An 18270-nucleotide genomic window follows, 5' to 3' on the forward strand; every position below is an offset into this window, starting at 1 on the left:
GCTGGGGCACGACACCCAAGCCTGCCAGATGCGAGGCCCGCACCGGGGAGCCGGTCCCGGGGAGCCGACGTCCACTCGGTAAAGTTGGGACATGTCCACCCCTGCGCACGCCGACGAGCCCCGGAGGGATCCGGCGGGCGGGCGTGGCAACGGTCGCGGGCAGCCCCTCCCGGTCCCCGCCCCGCCCGGCGGGCACGCGCTGCGCATCGACCCGCGCTCGCGCCCGGCCCCCGCGCCCCCACCGCTGCCCGTGGTCGACGAGGTCTCGGCCGGCGGGCTCGTCGTCACGATCGCCGGCGGCGACGTGTGCGCGGCGATCATCGCGCGACGCAACCGGGGCGGACGCCTCGAGTGGTGCCTGCCCAAGGGTCACCTCGAGGGCGACGAGACGCCAGAGCAGGCCGCGGTCCGCGAGATCGCGGAGGAGACGGGCATCCACGGAGCGGTGCAGGAGCCGCTCGGCGTCATCGACTACTGGTTCACCGGCGACGACCGCCGCGTGCACAAGGTCGTCCACCACTTCCTCCTGCGCGCGACGGGCGGCTACCTCACGGTCGAGGGTGACCCGGACGGGGAGGCCGAGGACGTCGCGTGGATCCCCGTGGCGGACCTGCCCGACCGCCTCGCCTACCCGAACGAGCGCAGGATCGCCGCCGTCGCGCAGAGCGTCCTGGAGGGCAGGCCGGCGCGGTTCCACGGGGTGGTCGAGAGTAGGGTGACCCGGACGATCGTCCGCTCGCCCGGCCGTCCGCACGACGGCCGCGGCGGCCAGGCACCGCCCGCCCCACGGAGCTCGACCGACCACTCATGACGCCCTCCCCCAGCAGCGGCGCGCGCCCCGCAGGCGCCGCGTCGGTCCCGCTCCTCGGCAGGTCCGCTCGGCTCCTCGTCGCCCTGGTCGTCCTCCTGGTCCTGACCGTCGGCGTCGTGCTCGGCGGATCCCTCACCGCGGCGGGCGCGGCCGCCGGGACGACGGCGACCACCGCCACGGAGACCGAGGACGCGGTGACGCTCGAGGTGTCGTCGCTGCAGCCGACCGTCCTCGGCCCGGGCGCCACGCTCACCGTCACCGCGCGCGTGACCAACGGGACCGCGGAGACGCTCGGGTCGCCGGAGGTGGCGCTCGGCATCGACCGGCGCGTGCTGAGCACCCGGTCGGCTCTCGAGAGCTGGGCCACGACCGGGCCCGACGGCCGCGTCGGCGTCGGCGTCACGACCCAGGACCTCGGAGCACCGCTCGCACCGGGCGCGAGCGCGGACGTGACGCTCACGGTCCCGGTCGCGGAGCTCAACCTGAACGCCGGCAGCGACTGGGGCCCGCGCGGCATCTCCCTCACGGTGTCCGACGGCGGCGCACGCCTGGCCGTGCAGCGCACCTTCGTCCTCTGGGAGCCGTCGAGCGAGGTGACGCCGCTGCGCCTGAGCGTGGTCGCCGCCATGACCGGTCCGCCGGTGGACCCGGACCCCCAGGCGTACGACGACGCGCTCTCCACCGCGACGGGGACGGACGGTCGCCTCGGGCGGCTGCTCGCGGCGACCGGCGGGGCGCCGGAGGTCGCGTGGGTCGCCGACCCGGCCCTGCTCGCCGCGGCGACGGGCGCGACCGACCCGGCGGTGAACGCCTGGGCCGACGCCGTGGGTGCCGCCGCCGCGGGCCGGTCCACGTTCGCCCTGCGCGCCTACGACCCGGACGTCGCGGCGTTCGCGCACGCGGGACTCGCGCTGCCGGAGGGGACCCCGCTCCCCACCGACCCGACGACCGACGGGCCGTCGCCCGACGACGCGACGGCAGACGGCACGACGACGGACGACGCGACGGCAGGCGACACGGCCGGCACGGACGAGGTGGCCGACGGCGCGGACGCTTCCACCACCGGCCTGACCGCCGGGTGGCGGACCGACCTCGCCTGGCCGGGCGACGCCGTCCCCGACCTGGCCACGACGACGCTCGCCGCGGCGTCGGGCGCGACCGCGACGGTCGTCGGTCCCGGCGGGCTCGTCCCGGACGAGTCGCTGACGTACACGCCCTCCGGGGTCGCCGACGTGTCGACCGCCGCCGGGCCCGTGAAGGCGCTCGTCGCCGACCCGGTGCTCACCGCCCTGCTGTCCGCCGGTGACGGCTCGGGGGTCACGGCGACGCAGCGGATCCTCGCCGAGACCGCGGTGATCGCCCGCGAGCGGCCGGCCGAGCAGCGCCACGTCCTCGTCGCGCTGCCCCGGAGCTGGGAGGCCGAGCCGGCCGTCTTCACGGCACGGCTCGACGCCCTCCGGGCCGCCCCGTGGGTCGACCTGGCCCCCGTGGACGACCTCCTCGCGGCCGCGCCGCCCGCGGTCGAGCGCGCGCCGCTCCCGGACTCCGGCGCGTCCGAGGGCGAGATCACCGTCGCCCAGCTCCGCGCTCTCGACCGGTCGCGCACCGACCTCGCCGCGTTCGCGACGGTCGCCACCGACCCCGCGACGATCACACGGCCGCTCGAGCCCGGCTTCGTGACGCCGACCGCCGTCGCGTTCCGTGCCGCGCAACCGTCGCGCGTGCTCGCCGTCCAGCACGCCGAGCAGCAGTCCGCCGCCGTCCGGGGCACGCTCTCCGTGGAGACGCGCACCCCGTTCCTCTTCGTGGCCGAGCAGGAGGACCTCCCGGTCCGGGTGCGCAGCACCCTGGCGCAGGACGCGACCGTCGAGGTCGTGCTCCGGCCCGACGATCCGCGGCTGCGCGCCCCGGAGCGCAGGACGGTGACGATCCCGGCGGCCACGCGGGACGCCGACGGCGACCTGGTCGCGACCGAGACGAGCGTCGGCGTGCCCGTCGAGGGGTTCGGGAGCGGGAACGTCACGGTGGAGGTCGAGCTCGTCAGCGCGGCGCAGCCCCAGGTCCGCGTCGCGGAGCCGCAGGAGTTCGTCGTGCGCGTCCGAGCGGACTGGGAGTCGGTCGGTACGGTGGTGGTGGCCGTGCTCCTGGCTCTCGCCCTGGTCGCGGGGATCTGGCGCACCGTGCGGCGCGGCCGCTCGCCCCGCCGTCTGGCGGGCGCCACCGTGGACCAGCCGGCACCGCCCGCGCAGGACCCGGCGCCGGCAGCGCAGCCCGGCCGGCGGGACGAGGAGCGCGTCGAGTGAGCCCGGACCAGCCCCGGCACGTCCGGCCCGCCGGCGCCGGGCACGGCACGCGGCCCGGCACGACGCGCGACGTCGTCCCGTCCGGGGCGCTCCCGGGCGACCCCGCGGCGTCGGGCACCCCGGACGAGACCGCGGAGGCCGGGGCCACCGCGGCGCCCTCCCCCCGTTCGGGCGGGCTCGGCCGCTCGTCCGCGCTCATGGCGTCGGGCACCTTCGTCTCGCGCGGGCTCGGTCTCGTGCGCAACGTCCTCCTGGTCGCCGCGATCGGGACCACCGGCCTGGTCGCCGACGCGTTCGACGTCGCGAACAAGATCCCCAACGTCCTCTTCGCGATCCTCGCGGGCGGCGTCCTCAACGCCGTCCTCGTGCCGCAGATCGTCCGTGCCTACCGCGCGCACAACACCCAGGAGCGGCTCGACAAGCTGCTCACGCTCTCGGGCGTCGTGCTGATCGCCCTCTCGGCGCTGCTCACGGCCGGGTCGAGCATCCTCGTCGCGCTCTACACCGGGCCGGGGTGGACCGCGCCGCAGACGTCGCTCGCGGTCGCCTTCGCGTTCTGGTGCACGCCACAGCTCTTCTTCTACGGGCTGTACACGCTGCTCGGGCAGGTGCTCAACGCGCGGGGCCAGTTCGGCCCGTTCATGTGGGCGCCCGTGCTCAACAACGTGGTGTCGATCGTCGGGTTCGGCGCGTTCATCGCGATCTACGGCCCCGCCGCGGTGGGCAACGTCGACGACCTCACGCAGTGGGACGGGCCCAAGATCGCGCTGCTCGCGGGGACCGCGACGCTCGGGGTCGCGGCGCAGGCGCTCATCCTCGTCGTCCCCCTGTGGCGGGCGGGCTTCCGCTGGCACCTGCGGTTCGGGCTCCACGGGATCGGGCTGCGCTCCGCGGGCCAGGTCGCGCTCTGGACGTTCGCCGCCGTCCTCCTCGAGCAGGTGGGCGTCCTGTTCACCACGCGCTTCGCGAGCGAGGCGCCGCGCGCGGCGCTCGCGCAGACGTTCGGGCCCTACCGCGACGACCCCGGGACCCTCGGCGCCGTCACCGGACTCGTCACCGGCGCCCCGGACGCCTTCTCCGGCGCGCTCGCGGTCGCGGGCAACGCGGCCTACACGCAGGCGCTCATGATCTACCTGCTGCCGCACTCGCTCGTGACGGTGTCGATCGCGACGGCGCTCTTCACGGGCATGAGCGCAGCCGCGCACGCGGGCGACCTCGCGCGCGTCCGGCACGACCTCTCGCGCGGCGTGCGCACCGTCGGGGTCTTCACGGTCTTCGCGACCGTCGTCCTGGTCGTCCTCGCCCTGCCGATCACCAAGCTCCTCGTCCCCTCCGTCGACGCCGCGTCCGGCGAGGCGGTCTCCGAGGTGCTGCGGGCCATGGCGCTCGGGCTCGTGCCGCTCGGCGGCATGGTGCTCATGAAGTGGGTGTACTACGCGTTCGAGGACGGCCGGACGGTCTTCTGGATCCAGGTCCCGGGCACGCTCGTGCTCGTCGGCGTGTCCTGGCTCGCGACCCAGGTCCTGGCGCCCCAGCTCTGGGTCGTGGGGATCGGCCTCGCGATGAGCGTGTCCAACCTCGTGGCCGTCGCGCTGCGCACCGTCGGGCTGCGGCGCACGCTGCGCGGGCTCGACGGCGCCCGGATCCTGCGGCTCCACGTCAAGGCCGGCCTCGCCGCGGTCGTCAGCGCCGTCGCGGGCTGGGGCGTGCTGCGGGGGTTCGTCGTCCTCACCGGAGACGGCCCGGACGGCATCTACGGGCTCTCGTGGTGGCAGGCCGTCGTCGTGGTGGCCGCCGCCGGGGCCGTCATGACGGCCGTCTACGCGGGCGGGCTCAAGCTCATGCGGGTGCGTGAGCTCGACCAGCTCGCCGGGCCCGTCGTGGGCCGCGTCCGACGGCTCGTGCGCCGGTGAGCGCGGCCCGACCGCCCGGAACCAATCGGGTGATACGCGGGCAATCAGGGCCCGCGTACCATGGTGTGTCGACCACGAGTCCCACGGAGGAGGTCCGGTGAACGGCGTGGCCCCAGGAACACTGCTCGTCGCGCGCTACCGGCTCGACGAGCAGCTCGCGTCCGACCTGTCGGACGTCACCGCATGGTCGGCGCACGACCAGATCCTCGACCGGCCCGTCCGGATCTCGCTGGTCTCCGGCGCGCACGTCGCCGACGCCCTCGACTCCGCCCGGCGCGCCGCGCTCGTCGTCGACCCGCGCCTGACCCGCGTCCTCGACGTCGGGACGGAGGACGGCGTCGCGTACGTCGTGACCGAGCGGTACACGGGCATCACGCTGAGCGAGGTCGTCGCGGGCGGCATCGTCGACCCGCAGCAGGCCCGCGCGATCGTCGGCGAGGCCGCGGCCGCGCTCGAGGTCGCCCGCCGACGGGGGGTCCACCACCTCGCGCTGCGACCCGACGCGGTCCGCGTCGACGGCAGCCGCGTCCTCCTCACCGGCCTCGGCCTCGACGCGGGAGTGGCCGGGCACGACCAGCACGACGCCGACCTGACGTCGCGCACCGACGCCGTCGGGCTCGTCGCCCTCCTCTACTACGCGATGACCGCGCGCTGGGCCGGGCCGTCCCTCGACGTGCCCTGGATCGCCCCCGACGCCATCCACCCGCTGCCCGCGCAGCGCGCGGGCGACGAGATCCTGCCGCTCTCCGCCGTCCGCCCCGACGTCCCGGCCGAGCTCGACGCGCTCTGCGCGCGTGCCTTCGCCGGCACGCAGGGCACGGCGGAGGAGTGGACGGCACCGCCTGCGGGCGACGTGCCCCGCTCCCCCGCGGACGTCGTCGGCGCGGTCGAGCCCTGGGGCGAGGTCTCGGTCGTCGCCGCCCTGCCGTCCTTCGTGCAGCCCGCGACGGCGGGCGTGAGCCGCCAGTCCGTCCGCACGGCGTTCGACGGCGCGACGAGCGCCCCCCCGGGCACGCCTCCCCCCGCACCCCCGGTCCGACGACCGACCACCGGACGCATCCACCGCGTGGGGGACGTGCCCGGGTCCGCCGGTCCGGGCGTCGCGTACGCCGCCGGGGCCGCCACGGGTGCGACCGCCGCGGTCCCGCCGCCGGCACCGGACCCGGCGACCGCGGCCTACGCGGTCCCCCCGCCGCCCGTCGGGTACGACGCCGGCGCAACGCCCGTCCAGTACGCGGCCGCGCCGCCGCCCGTGCCCCCGGTCACGGAGGAGCCGCAGGCCTGGAGCGAGCCGGCACCCCGCCGACGCGGTCCCCGCCGCTTCAACGCGACCCCGATCGTCCTCGTCCTCGTCCTCGGCCTCGTGGTCTGGGGTGTCGTGTGGGCGGTCGGCACGGCGTTCGACGGCTTCGGGCCTGCTCTGCAGACGAGCGAGGAGGAGCCCACGGGCGAGGGGTCGCAGGCCCCGTCCGAGGGTGACGGAGAGACCGCGGAGGGGGAGCAGGCGCCCCCGGCGACGGAGGTCCGTCCCGTGATCGCCTCGGGCCAGGCCCTGGACCCCGAGGGCGACGCCTCCGGGAACAACGACGGGGAGCACCCCGAGCTCGCCCCGCTCGCCTACGACCAGCAGCCCGACACCACGTGGTTCTCGCGCCGGTACAACGCCGCCAACTTCGCCGGCCTGCGCACCGGGATCGGGTTCGCGGTCACGCTCGAGGAGAAGGCGCCGGTCTCGACGGTCGTACTCGACACGGCCGTCACCGGCGGCAACGTCGAGATCCGTGCCACGAGCCCGGACGCCCCCACGGAGGGCCCGGTCCTCGCCTCCGGGCCGCTCGCCCCCGGTGCGGAGTTCACGTTCGACCAGCCCGTCGAGGCGGAGTCGATCGTGCTGTGGTTCACCGAGCTGCCGCAGAACCCGTCCGGGGAGTTCCGCGCGGAGATCAACGAGATCCTCATCTCCTGACCTCCGGTCGCCGGAGGACCTGACCCCGGTCCGGCCGTCACCCACCCACGGTGCGTGGACGGCCCGCGCGCCGTGCGCCCGGTCCCCGTAGCGTGCCGAACACCCGTACCGTGGAACAGAAGCCGCCCCAGCGGCGTTCACACTCTCGCGTGGTCGGCCGCCACGCACCGAGCATCGAGGAGAGCACGTGACCGAGCAGTCTGCCGTCCAGAACCTGATCGTCGTCGGGTCCGGTCCCGCGGGGTACACCGCGGCGATCTACGCGGCGCGCGCGGGGCTGGCCCCGCTCGTGCTCGCGGGCTCGGTCACCGCCGGTGGCGCGCTGATGAACACGACGGACGTCGAGAACTTCCCCGGGTTCCCCGACGGGATCATGGGCCCCGACCTCATGGAGAACATGCGCAAGCAGGCCGAGCGGTTCGGCGCGCGCATCGAGTGGGACGACGCCACGCTGCTGGACCTCGAGGGCCCGGTCAAGACCGTCGTGACGGGCAACGGCGACACCTACCGTGCCCGCGCCGTCATCCTCGCGACCGGGTCCGCGTACCGCGAGCTCGGCCTGGACGACGAGAAGCGCCTGTCCGGCCGCGGCGTCTCGTGGTGCGCGACGTGCGACGGGTTCTTCTTCCGCGACCAGCACATCGCCGTCGTCGGCGGCGGGGACTCCGCGATGGAGGAGGCCACGTTCCTCACCCGCTTCGCCGAGAAGGTGACCGTGGTGCACCGTCGCGACGAGCTGCGCGCCTCGAAGATCATGGCCGACCGAGCCCTGAACGACCCGAAGATCGAGTTCGCCTGGAACAGCGAGGTCACCGGGATCGACGGCGAGAACAAGGTCGAGGGCGTGACCCTGCGCGACACCGTCACCGGCGAGGAGCGCGAGCTCCCCGCGACGGGCCTGTTCGTCGCGATCGGGCACGAGCCCCGCACCGAGCTCGTCAAGGGACAGATCGACCTGGACGACGAGGGCTACATCCAGGTCGTCGGGCGCACCACCGCGACCAACCTCGAGGGCGTGTTCGCGTGCGGCGACGCCGTCGACCACACCTACCGCCAGGCCATCACGGCGGCGGGCTCCGGCTGCGCGGCCGCGCTCGACGCACAGCGCTACCTCACCGAGCTCGCCGACGCCGCCGGCCTGGAGGACCTCGCCGGCACGCCGACCACGCCGAACCCCGACGAGCTGCCCGAGGCGCTCGCCGAGCTGCAGGCCTGAGCGTCCCTCACCCACCGAGTCCTACCGCAGGAGGTCACCATGCCGACCGTTCCGGTCACCGACGACACGTTCCGTGCCGAGGTCCTCGAGTCCGAAGTCCCCGTCCTCGTCGACTTCTGGGCGACGTGGTGCGGCCCGTGCCGCCAGGTCGCGCCGATCCTCGAAGAGCTCGCCGAGGAGTACGACGGCAAGATCAAGATCGCCAAGCTCGACACGGACGCCAACCCCGAGACGACCGGTGCCTACGGGATCGTGTCGATCCCGACGCTCAACGTCTACGTGGGCGGCGAGCTGCAGAAGTCGATCATCGGGGCGCGCCCCAAGCGCGCGCTCACCGAGGAGATCGACGCCGTGCTCGCCACGGCGGTCTGAGCCGCACCCGATCACTGCCCGGAGGGCGGACCGCGCGCACCGCGGTCCGCCCTCCGGCGTCTTCACGGGATCCCCCGATGCACCGTGCGACACTGGGGGTCGTGACTGGACCGACGACTCCCCCGCAGCAGCCCGCTCCCGGCGGCACCCGCCTCGACCCGTGGTTCGGTGCCTACGCAGAGCGAGCGCACGGGATGCGAGCGTCGGAGATCCGGGCGCTGTTCGCCGTGGCGAACCGCCCCGAGGTCGTGTCGCTCGCCGGCGGGATGCCGTACCTCGAAGGACTCCCGCTCGACCAGATCGCCGACACCATGCAGCGGCTCGTCGCGACGCGCGGCGCGACCGCGCTCCAGTACGGGTCCGGGCAGGGCGACGAGACGCTCCGCGAGCAGATCCTCGACGTGGTCCGGCTCGAGGGGATCGAGTGCCACCCCGACGACGTGGTCGTGACGACGGGCTCGCAGCAGGCCCTGGACCTCGTGACCCGGATCTTCGTCGACCCCGGTGACGTCGTCGTCGCCGAGGCACCGAGCTACGTCGGCGCCCTCGGCGTGTTCCGGTCGTACCAGGCCGACGTCGTACACGTGCCCCTCGACGAGCACGGCCTCGTCCCCGAGGCGCTGGAGGAGACGCTCGCCCGTCTCGCCGCCGACGGCCGACGCGTCAAGCTGCTCTACACCGTGCCCAACTTCCACAACCCTGCCGGTGTGACCCTCACCGCGGAGCGCCGCCCGCGCATCCTGGAGATCGCGCAGCGCTACGGCGTCCTCGTCATCGAGGACAACCCCTACGGGCTCCTCGGCTTCGACGGCCAGACGCTCCCCGCGCTGCGGTCGCTCGACGAGGACGGCGTCCTCTATCTCGGGTCCTTCTCCAAGACCTTCGCCCCCGGGTACCGGGTCGGCTGGGTGGTCGCGCCGCACGCGGTGCGCGAGAAGCTCGTGCTCGCGAGCGAGTCGGCGATCCTGTGCCCCTCCAACGCGTCACAGCTCGCGATCGCCGCCTACCTCGACACGTGCGACTGGAAGGGCCAGATCAAGCAGTTCCGCGAGCTCTACCGGGAGCGGCGCGACGCGATGATCGGTGCGCTCTCGGAGCATCTCCCGTCGGCCCGCTGGACCGTCCCGGACGGTGGCTTCTACACGTGGGTGCAGCTCCCCGAGGGCCTCGACGCCCGATCGATGCTGCCGCGCGCCGTGACGGCCCGCGTCGCCTACGTCCCCGGCACGGCGTTCTACGCGGACGGCACGGGCTCGAGCCACGTGCGCCTCTCGTACTGCTTCCCGACCCCCGAGCGGATCCGTGAGGGAGTTCGGCGCCTCGCCGGCGTCGTCAACGCCGAGCAGGAGCTCGTCGAGATCTTCGGGACGAACGCCGAGCTCGACCCTGACGTCACGGACGTCGAGAACCCGTCGCCCGACCTGGCCTGAAGCTCTTACACCACGACGCCGAGCGGACCCTACCGGGCGACGCCGGCACCGAACAGGAGTCCGTCAACAGTGGACACGACCACGAGCACCCCGACGACGGCGGACGAGGCCGGTGGCGCGGCCGAGACCGACGCGCAACGCCCTGACCAGCACCTTCGCCTTCTCCGGCCCGATGACGAGGTGCCCGCGGGCAACCACGTGGTCATTCTCGCGGGCGGGCTGTCCCACGAGCGCGACGTCTCGTTGCGGTCCGGACGCCGCGTCGCCGAGAGCCTGCGCGCTGCCGGCCTCGAGGTGACGGTCCACGACGTCGACGCGGACCTCCTCCCGTTCCTCGATGCGACCCGCCCTGATGTCGTGTGGCCGCTCCTGCACGGCGCGAGCGGCGAGGACGGCTCCATCCGCGACGTGCTCGAGCTCGTCGGCGTGCCCTACGTGGGGACCGGACCGCGGGAGAGCCGCTCGGCGTGGAGCAAGCCCGTCGCGAAGAGCGTCGTGCTCGGCGCGGGCCTGTGCACGCCCGAGTACGTGACCCTCCCCCAGAGCCTCTTCCGCGAGCTCGGCGCCCAGCCCGTCCTGGACGCGGTCGTGGCCCGGCTCGGCCTCCCCCTCGTCGTCAAGCCGACCCATGGCGGTTCGGCGCTCGGTGTCACCCTGGTCGAGCGAGCGGACCAGCTCCCGCGCGCCATGGTCGACTGCTTCGCCTACGGGGACGTCGCCCTGATCGAGCGCGCGGTGCGTGGCGTCGAGCTCGCGGTCAGCGTCGTCGACGTCGGCACCGGTCCCGAAGCGCTGCCCCCGGTCGAGATCGTCACGACGGGCACGTACGACTTCGACGCGCGGTACAACCCCGGGCGGACCGAGTACTTCGCCCCCGCACGTCTGGACGACGACGTGCTGGACATCGTCCGCGAGGTCGCGGTGCGTGCGCACGCCGCGCTCGGGCTGCGCGACCTCTCCCGCACGGACGTCATCCTCGACCCCGACGGAGTGGTGCAGTTCCTCGAGGTCAACGTCGCACCGGGCATGACCGAGACGTCGCTCCTCCCCCAGGCCGCGCGTGCCGCCGGCCTCGATCTGGGTCACCTCTACCGCTCGCTCGTCCACACCCACGTGCGCCGCTGAGCGTCCTCGACCGCCCCGTGCGCCCCGTGCGCCCCGTATTTCACGTGGAACGTCGAGTGTCGATGGGCTCTCGCCGGCGCCGGACCGTCCTCGCCGCCGTCCTCGCCCCCGACCTCGAGGCTTTCCGATCCGGTGCTCGGCGGACGATGCGCCTCTCGTCACGGGGCGATGGCGGGATCGATCCGTGGTGGGGCTCAGGCCCTCGGGCAGTGAGCGGCGGCGGCGAGGTCCGGGACGACCCGCGGAGGACTGGGCTGCTGAGCTCTGCGAGCTCGAGCGGTAGCTGAGTCCGGGCCACGAGCTCGCGGGACGGATCGCACGCGTCGAGCCTCCCTCCTGGCGCTCGGACGACGTCGTCGTCCTGGACGACGGTACGTTCGACCTCGTCGACCCGACGTGGTCGTGTCGTGTCGAGTCCCCACCGTGGCCGAAGTCGACCTCTCGGTGATGCGACGGCGCCTCGGTCGCGATCGCGACATGGGTCGGGTGCCGTTGAGTCCGCTCCGACGCTCCCGGCTCAGCACACGGTCGATGCTCGCTTCGACAGAACGCTCGGACACGGTCGACGCTCGCTCCCGTTGGGCGCTCGCGCGGACGACCGGCGGGTGCGTGCCGGCGAGGGCCCATGCTCGAGGCAGGCACTCGTCGGTGTGCCGCCGCTCTTCGCGCGACGCTGTACGTCCGACACCGTCACCTGCTGAGTCGGAGATCCCTGCGCGCGGCGGATCTCCGCGCCACCGCCTGGTTGGGATCGAGAATCGAGCCTGCTTCTGTGCACAGCGATCTCGCCCGCTCGCCGACGGGAGCGACAGTTACCTCTCCTGGCGCGTGGAGTCCGTCGCCCCGTCGGAGTCCGCTTCTCGGCAGCTGTGGCTGTCAGTGTCGGGCCTCGGGCCTCGGGCCTCGGGCCTCGGGCCTCGGGCCTCGGGCCTCGGGCCTCGGGCCTCGGGCCTCGGGCCTCGGGCCTCGGGCCTCGACGCAGGATATCGACCAGGACGGACTCCGGCGCCCCCGCCGTGCGGGAACAGGAGAGATGCGAGCACTCCGGAGCTGTCGTTGCCCAAGCTCATGGACGCTTCGCGTCGTCCGCGCCTCAGCGGCCGGCCCGTCGCCCCGGGGCCATCCGCTCACCGTCGTCCCGGGCCCCTCTGTTTCGGTGACGCTGCGTTGGGGTCCCGGTGGGGACCTCTGCACGCCGGTGTGCGATCCCCCTCAGGGGGAATCCGCTCCCTGCTGCCGCGCCAAAGCGCTGGACTGGTCTCACCAGGACGATATGGAACGAGTGCCGCAGACGCTTCGCGGGCTCGGTGAATGGACGACGGTTCCCGATCGATCGCCACGCGGCGCTGGAACTCCGTTTCACGTGAAACAGAGATCCATCCCTCCCCTGCCAGGCGCATCCCGCGCTACCTGAGGCGTCGTCCCGCACGAGGCTGGGGCCGGGGTTTCACGTGAAACGACGCCAGGGAACCGCGCAGCGACCGTTGTGCCACGCGAAGTGCCGACGCCATGCCGGCGACCGCTGGTCGAGGCCAGGTTCTCGGCAAGCGGTGGCGCGCCGTCCCTTGGAATCTCGCGTCCCACGCGGGCCGCGCGGCGAGTGGCCCTGATCCGCGCGTGCTCGTCGCTGCCGACCAGCCATCGCGAGCAGCACGGCGAGGGCCCGTTGCCGAACCGGCCGATGCGCTGCCGGACGAGGAGCTGATCTGTGCGGCCCCCCCCCGCGGTGCTCGGGTACGCGATGTTCCACGTGAAACGACGGAGCAGGTCGCCGCCCCCGAGCTGCTGCACCGCTCCGATCGCGACACGCTGGACCCACGTGCGACGAGACGCTGCCCCCGCCCGGGCACGCTCGCACGCCTGCCTGCGGCGGCGCCGGACGCAGGAGTGCTCGTCGTCGACGACGCGAGCCCTGACGGGACGGGCGACCTCGCGACGACGGCGGGGCCGCCGCGGACCCGGGCGTGCACGTGCGGCAACCCCGCGGGCAAGGAGGGGCTGGGTGCTGCGTACGTCGGGGGTTCGGGCGAGCTCCCGCGGCGCGCGCGGGCATCGTTCGAGCTCGCGCGGCGCGCGGACGTTGTTGTCGCGTGGCAACGTTCCGGCCAGCCCGCCTTGTCGCGCCACGGCGGCGTTCCGGCGAGACCCAGCGTCTCGGCTCGGCCGTGCGCTCAGAGCGTGCAAGGGCGCGGTCATCTTCCGGCGATGCCCGTGCGAGGTACCACGTGCTCGGCGACGGGGGCACCGACGAGCCAGTTCTCTCGGACGAGCCTTGCTCGACCGATCCGGCGAAGGTGGCTCGACAGGAACTCGGCCGACCCAGTGAGGGCGGGTCGACACGCTTCTCGAATCCCTCTCTCGCCGCCTGTTCCACGTGAAACGTCCAAGCCCTCAGGAACCGCGACGGCTAGGAGTTTCACGCGGACCGCTGTGTAGAAGGTTGTGCCGGCGTCGCGACGGGCACCCGGGCGCCACTGGTGCTCCCAGACACCGCACCTCGAAGCGCAACCGCAGACACTCTCTCAACGTCGTTCGGGGGCGAGGCACTCCCCTCCCCCACGATGATGGGCCAGGGCGCGCCCGCCGACGCGAGACGACGGATCTGCGGGAACTCCTCATCTGCGCCAGCGACGTGGCGCAAGGCCAGCGCACGGACCCGACTCCGCCACTGTCGCCCGCAGCGTCGTGAGAAAGGCCGATCTGGACATCCCCCGCCTGCCGCGGCGCGGTTGGGCCGGTCGGGAGCCTCCGACGCTGAGCCAACTCCGAAGAGGGCTAGACCCAGCGCGGGCCCAAGCCAGGGCCAGCCGAGGCCCAGGGCCAGCCGAGGCCGAGGCCCAGACCCAGACCCAGACCCAGACCCAGACCCAGACCCAGACCCAGACCCAGACCCAGACCCAGACCCAGACGAATGCTCCCCGACTACTTGCGCAGGAGGCCCGGGTCGTCCGGTGCCATGACGTCCAGGATCCGGTTGAGGTCCTCTACCGACGCGAACTCGACGGTCAGGCGCCCCTTGTTCTTGCCGAGGTCGACCTTGACCCGCGTCTCGAAGCGGTCCGAGAGCCGGTGAGCGAGCTCGTCGATCGCGGCGGATCGTTGACCAGCCCGCGGGGCACGGGGAGCTCGACGCTCACCGTCCAGACCACCCATCGCGACGATCTCCTCGGTCGCACGCACGGAGAGCCCCTCGGCGACGATGCGCTGAGCGAGACGCTCGATCTCAGCCCCGTCGGTCAGACCGAGCAGGGCGCGGGCATGTCCGGCGGAGAGGACTCCGGCCGCGACACGACGCTGCACGAGCGGCGGGAGCCGCAGGAGTCGCAGCGTGTTCGAGATCTGGGGACGACTGCGGGAGATCCGCTCTGCGAGCTCCTCGTGGGTGCACCCGAAGTCGTCGAGCAGCTGGCGATACGCCGCGGCCTCTTCCAACGGGTTGAGGGCGCTCCGGTGCAGGTTCTCGAGGAGCGCGTCGCGCAGCAGGTCCGCGTCATCTGTCTCGCGGATGATCGCGGGGATCACGTCGAGCCCGGCCGCCTGCGTCGCGCGCCAGCGCCGCTCGCCCATGATCAGCTCGAAGGAGCCGTCCTCCCCCGGAACAGGCCGGACGACGATCGGCTGAAGGACACCGATCTCTCGGATCGATCCCACCAGCTCGTCGAGGTCGCCCTCGTCGAAGACCGTGCGCGGCTGACGAGGGTTCGGCCGGATGGACGCCGTCGGCACCTCAGCGAACCTTGCCCCGGGGACCGGAACGAGGTCGTCCGCGGCGCCCCCTGTCCACTCCTCGGAGACGGCGGTGTCCTCGCCGGCAGGGACCTCCGATGCCGACTCGACGACAGGACGTCGCGTCGTTTCCTCACCCGTCGCGGTCTCCGTCACCGTTTCACGTGAAACAGCGTCGGAAGCCTCGCCGTCGTGCACCGCGGTGTCGTCGTCCGCATCGCGCGCGGACGGCGAGTTCCCGACCTCGGGGACGCTCACGGGCAGAGACTCCACGCTCAACGCGTCCAGCTCGGCGAGGTCGTGGGGAGAGAGCGAGGTCAGCGAGTCCACGTCAGCGGGCCCCGAACCGGACTCGGCGACCAGGGTCACGACGGGTGTGGCGCCCGCGCTGCTCTCCGCGGCGCCCTGCTCGTCTGCCGCCGCAGCAGCGGCCGTGGCCGTGGCCGTGGCCGCACCGTCACTCGATGCCTCATCGGTCCGCGGCTCGTCCGTCGTCGGGCTCGGGAAGAACACGTCGACGGGACGCTTCCCCTCCGAGCTCGTCGGGATGAGAGCCCCGAGCCCCCGACCGAGCCCTCGACGCTTCTCGCTCATCGCAGTTCCTCCTGCCGCAGGCCGGGACCACCGATGGTGCCGGCGAACTCGTGTTCCGTTCGGACCGTCTGTGTCTCGCTGCCGGGCCCGGCTGCGACACCTTGCTCCCGCTTCGGCTCGTGCTGCGGGAGCGCATCAAGATCGCGATCCTCCGGCCGGTTGGCACCCCGTTGCGTCAGCTCGCGCGCGGCCTCGAGATAGGCGAGCGCACCCGTCGAGCCGGGATCGTAGGTCATCACCGTCTGCCCGTGACTTGGCGCTTCCGAGATGCGGACCGAGCGCGGGACAGTCGTCCTCAGCGTCTGGTCGGGGAAGTGCTCGCGGACCTCCGCCGCCACCTGCTGCGCGAGATTAGTGCGGCCGTCGTACATCGTGAGAAGGATCGTCGACACGTGCAGGCCAGGATTGAGGTGCGACTTGATGAGCTCGATCGTCTTCAGGAGCTGGCTCAGTCCTTCGAGCGCGTAGTACTCGCACTGGATCGGGATGAGCACCTCCCGACCGACGACGAACGCATTGACCGTGAGGAGGCCCAGGCTCGGAGGGCAGTCCACCAGGACGTAGTCGATCGGTGCCAGGCCCTCACGTTCGCGCTCTGCCAGGTACTCGTCGAGGGCACGTCGAAGCCGTGTTTCACGTGAAACGAGGGAGACCAGCTCGATCTCGGCCCCGGACAGGTCGATCGTCGCGGGCACGCACCAGAGCGTCGGGATGTCGGGGCACTGTTGCACGGCGCTGGCCAACGGGTCGCCGTCGACCAGGACCTCGTAGACGGACGGCGTCCCGGCGCGATGCTCGACCCCGAGCGCTGTGGAGGCGTTTCCCTGGGGGTCGTTGTCGATGACGAGAACGTTCAATCCCGCCAGCGCGAGGCCGGCGGCGAGATTCACCGTCGTGGTGGTCTTCCCCACGCCGCCCTTCTGATTCGCCACGGTGATGATGCGCGTCGATGTGGGGCGTGGGAAACGTCGACCCTGGAGGTCGATGCGACGACGGGCATCCTCGGCGAGTTGAGCAGCGAGGGGCGTCGAATCGTCCGTGATCGGCAGGCTTGCCATGAGCGCCGCTCTCCGGTCCTCCTCGCTCCCGGAACTCCGAGCCCCTCCGCCGTCGGGGGAGAGTGAGGTCGCCGACCGATCCTGAAGCTCCCCAGGGTCGACAGGGCTTTCCGTCACGCGTCTCATCCTCTCCGTCGTCGCTTCCCAGCATGCGCCGTCCGGTCCACTCATCGGTGGAGGTCGAGCGCGGGTCGTCCCCGTGTCGTCGCACCAGCCGTGCCGGCGCACAGGGACAGGTTCAGCGTGACCCAGTCTGCCGCACGATCCGCACGACAGTCGTGGTCTCCACACCGGGGATCGTCGGTGCGTCCACGATCTCGGGTTCACTTCCCTTGAGTCGGCGCAGTACCTTGCGGGCGGGCTCGATCTCTCGGATGACGTTTCGACCCTTGAGGACGATCATCTCCCCGCCCGGTCGGACGAGCGGTAGCGAGAGCCGCACCAGCTTGTCCAACGCGGCCACGGCGCGCGACGTCACGGCATCGCACTCGAACGCATCGTGGTACTCCTCGGCGCGCCCCCGCTTGACCTCGATGTTCGCGAGGTTCAGGTCCGTCGCGATCTCCGACAACCAGGCACACCGACGCTCCATCGGCTCGATCAGGTAGACGGTGGCCTCTGGACGCATCGCGGCGATCACCACCCCCGGGAGACCTGCGCCTGACCCGATGTCCGCGATAAGACCGGACTCTGGGAGGAACGGGACGACCGCGGCGGAGTTCAGGATGTGCCGGTCCCAGATGCGGGGGACCTCGCGGGGCCCGATGAGCCCGCGTAGCTCACCCTCGTCACGCAGCCGGTCCGCGAACCGCTCGACGGTCGGGAACGACGCACCGAAGTACTCGGCCATTGCCTCCCGCGAGATCTCCGGCTCTGCGTTGCCGTCAGCCTGGTCGTGCATCGGCTCTTCTGCCTCCTCGTCAATGGGCACGCCACATCGTTTCACGTGAAACGCCCGGCGGCGTTCCCGCTCAGCAGGTGACCCTCCATACTCCGCGAGGTCGACCAGGCACGACGTCGATCCCGGCATGAGCCGCCCAGGAATGCGGAGGCGCTTGATTGCGGAGGTCGTACCGTCACGCCCCGACCGCATCCCAGAGCACGACGACGCCATGCTCACGACCACCCGTCCGGGCCGACATCCGGGGATATGGTCGCCACGACGACGTTCGCCCCTCGTTTCACGTGAAACGAGGGGCGAACGTCGAGCACGGAGAGAGCGGCGTCAGTCCGCGGGGTAGATCACCACGTAGCGCTGCGGCTCGACGCCCTCGGAGTCGCTCCGCAGGCCGGCTGCGGCGACGGCGTCGTGAATCACCTTGCGCTCGAACGCGTTCAGCGGCTCCAACGAGACCTTCGCACCGCCCGACTGGACGCGGGAGATGGCCTCCTCGGCCCGTGCGGTGAGCTCACGTCGACGGTCCGCGCGGAAACCGGCGACATCGAGCATCAGACGGCTGCGCTCCCCGGTCCGCGCCTGCACGGCAAGACGCGTCAGCTCCTGAAGAGCGTCGAGAACCTCCCCGCCGTCACCCACGAGGGAACGCAACGCCGCAGGGTCGTCGGCGACGATCTCGACCGCTGCACGGTCGTGCTCGACGTCGATGTCGATGTCACCGTCGAGGTCGGCGATATCGAGCAGTTCCTCGAGGTAGTCCGCGGCGATCTCGCCCTCCTCCTCCAGGCGGGTGGTCTCGCGCGACGACTCGTCGGTTGCGGCCTCTTCGGGCGCGGGGGTCTCGGTAGGCGTCATGAC

Annotated in this window: 12 protein-coding genes; 8 read left to right on the forward strand and 4 right to left on the reverse strand. The window is 72.8% G+C overall.

Features of this window, described 5'->3' with window-relative positions; genetic code table 11:
• The first annotated feature begins 91 nt into the window (after positions 1-91).
• From NHH00_RS09295 to NHH00_RS09330, 8 genes are all read left to right on the forward strand, one after another.
• The gene (locus NHH00_RS09295; protein WP_374614697.1) at positions 92-811 is read left to right on the forward strand and encodes an NUDIX hydrolase; all 720 of its coding nucleotides are present in this window, start codon (positions 92-94) and stop codon (positions 809-811) included.
• On the forward strand, positions 808-3114 hold the full coding sequence (locus NHH00_RS09300; RefSeq protein WP_253051582.1) for a DUF6049 family protein: 2307 nt from the start codon (positions 808-810) through the stop codon (positions 3112-3114). Before NHH00_RS09295 ends, NHH00_RS09300 begins: the two co-directional genes overlap by 4 nt.
• A complete protein-coding gene (gene murJ, locus NHH00_RS09305; RefSeq protein ID WP_308202286.1) occupies positions 3111-5027 on the forward strand; it encodes a murein biosynthesis integral membrane protein MurJ in 1917 nt (638 codons plus the stop codon). Before NHH00_RS09300 ends, murJ begins: the two co-directional genes overlap by 4 nt.
• Positions 5028-5124: 97 nt before the next feature.
• Positions 5125-6993, forward strand: coding sequence for a protein kinase family protein (locus tag NHH00_RS09310; protein ID WP_253051583.1), 1869 nt, complete (start codon positions 5125-5127; stop codon positions 6991-6993).
• A 187-nt stretch (positions 6994-7180) separates the two neighbouring features.
• A complete protein-coding gene (gene trxB / locus NHH00_RS09315; protein WP_253051584.1) occupies positions 7181-8209 on the forward strand; it encodes a thioredoxin-disulfide reductase in 1029 nt (342 codons plus the stop codon).
• Between the two features lie 39 nt (positions 8210-8248).
• Positions 8249-8581, forward strand: coding sequence for a thioredoxin (gene trxA / locus NHH00_RS09320; RefSeq protein ID WP_087470418.1), 333 nt, complete (start codon positions 8249-8251; stop codon positions 8579-8581).
• 77 nt (positions 8582-8658) lie between these two features.
• Positions 8659-10011, forward strand: a complete 1353-nt coding sequence (locus NHH00_RS09325) for an aminotransferase-like domain-containing protein (protein WP_374614700.1) — start codon at positions 8659-8661, stop codon at positions 10009-10011.
• A gap of 180 nt (positions 10012-10191) precedes the next feature.
• Positions 10192-11136 carry a D-alanine--D-alanine ligase family protein gene (locus tag NHH00_RS09330; RefSeq protein WP_253052472.1) on the forward strand — a complete coding sequence of 315 codons (945 nt, stop codon included), beginning with the start codon at positions 10192-10194 and terminating at the stop codon, positions 11134-11136.
• Positions 11137-14058: 2922 nt separating this feature from the next.
• On the opposite strand, the gene NHH00_RS09340 is transcribed toward NHH00_RS09330, so the two are convergent.
• From NHH00_RS09340 to NHH00_RS09355, 4 genes are all read right to left on the reverse strand, one after another.
• The gene (locus NHH00_RS09340) at positions 14059-15456 is read right to left on the reverse strand and encodes a ParB/RepB/Spo0J family partition protein (RefSeq protein WP_253051585.1); all 1398 of its coding nucleotides are present in this window, start codon (positions 15454-15456) and stop codon (positions 14059-14061) included.
• A complete protein-coding gene (locus NHH00_RS09345; protein ID WP_253051586.1) occupies positions 15453-16514 on the reverse strand; it encodes a ParA family protein in 1062 nt (353 codons plus the stop codon). Before NHH00_RS09345 ends, NHH00_RS09340 begins: the two co-directional genes overlap by 4 nt.
• A 238-nt stretch (positions 16515-16752) precedes the next feature.
• The gene (gene rsmG, locus NHH00_RS09350) at positions 16753-17445 is read right to left on the reverse strand and encodes a 16S rRNA (guanine(527)-N(7))-methyltransferase RsmG (protein ID WP_308202288.1); all 693 of its coding nucleotides are present in this window, start codon (positions 17443-17445) and stop codon (positions 16753-16755) included.
• Between the two features lie 294 nt (positions 17446-17739).
• The gene (locus NHH00_RS09355; protein ID WP_253052476.1) at positions 17740-18267 is read right to left on the reverse strand and encodes a Jag family protein; all 528 of its coding nucleotides are present in this window, start codon (positions 18265-18267) and stop codon (positions 17740-17742) included.
• Positions 18268-18270 lie beyond the last annotated feature (3 nt).

The sequence above is a fragment of the Cellulosimicrobium cellulans genome, assembly GCF_024124905.1.
Lineage (GTDB): Bacteria > Actinomycetota > Actinomycetes > Actinomycetales > Cellulomonadaceae > Cellulosimicrobium > Cellulosimicrobium cellulans_G.

Coding starts and splice junctions, on each gene's coding strand:
- NHH00_RS09295 (WP_374614697.1), top strand. CDS start 92: ATGTCCACCCCTGCGCACGCCGACGAGCCCCGGAGGGATCCGGCGGGC.
- NHH00_RS09300 (WP_253051582.1), top strand. CDS start 808: ATGACGCCCTCCCCCAGCAGCGGCGCGCGCCCCGCAGGCGCCGCGTCG.
- trxA (WP_087470418.1), top strand. CDS start 8,249: ATGCCGACCGTTCCGGTCACCGACGACACGTTCCGTGCCGAGGTCCTC.
- NHH00_RS09325 (WP_374614700.1), top strand. CDS start 8,659: ATGCACCGTGCGACACTGGGGGTCGTGACTGGACCGACGACTCCCCCG.
- NHH00_RS09340 (WP_253051585.1), bottom strand. CDS start 15,456: ATGAGCGAGAAGCGTCGAGGGCTCGGTCGGGGGCTCGGGGCTCTCATC.
- NHH00_RS09345 (WP_253051586.1), bottom strand. CDS start 16,514: ATGGCAAGCCTGCCGATCACGGACGATTCGACGCCCCTCGCTGCTCAA.
- NHH00_RS09355 (WP_253052476.1), bottom strand. CDS start 18,267: ATGACGCCTACCGAGACCCCCGCGCCCGAAGAGGCCGCAACCGACGAG.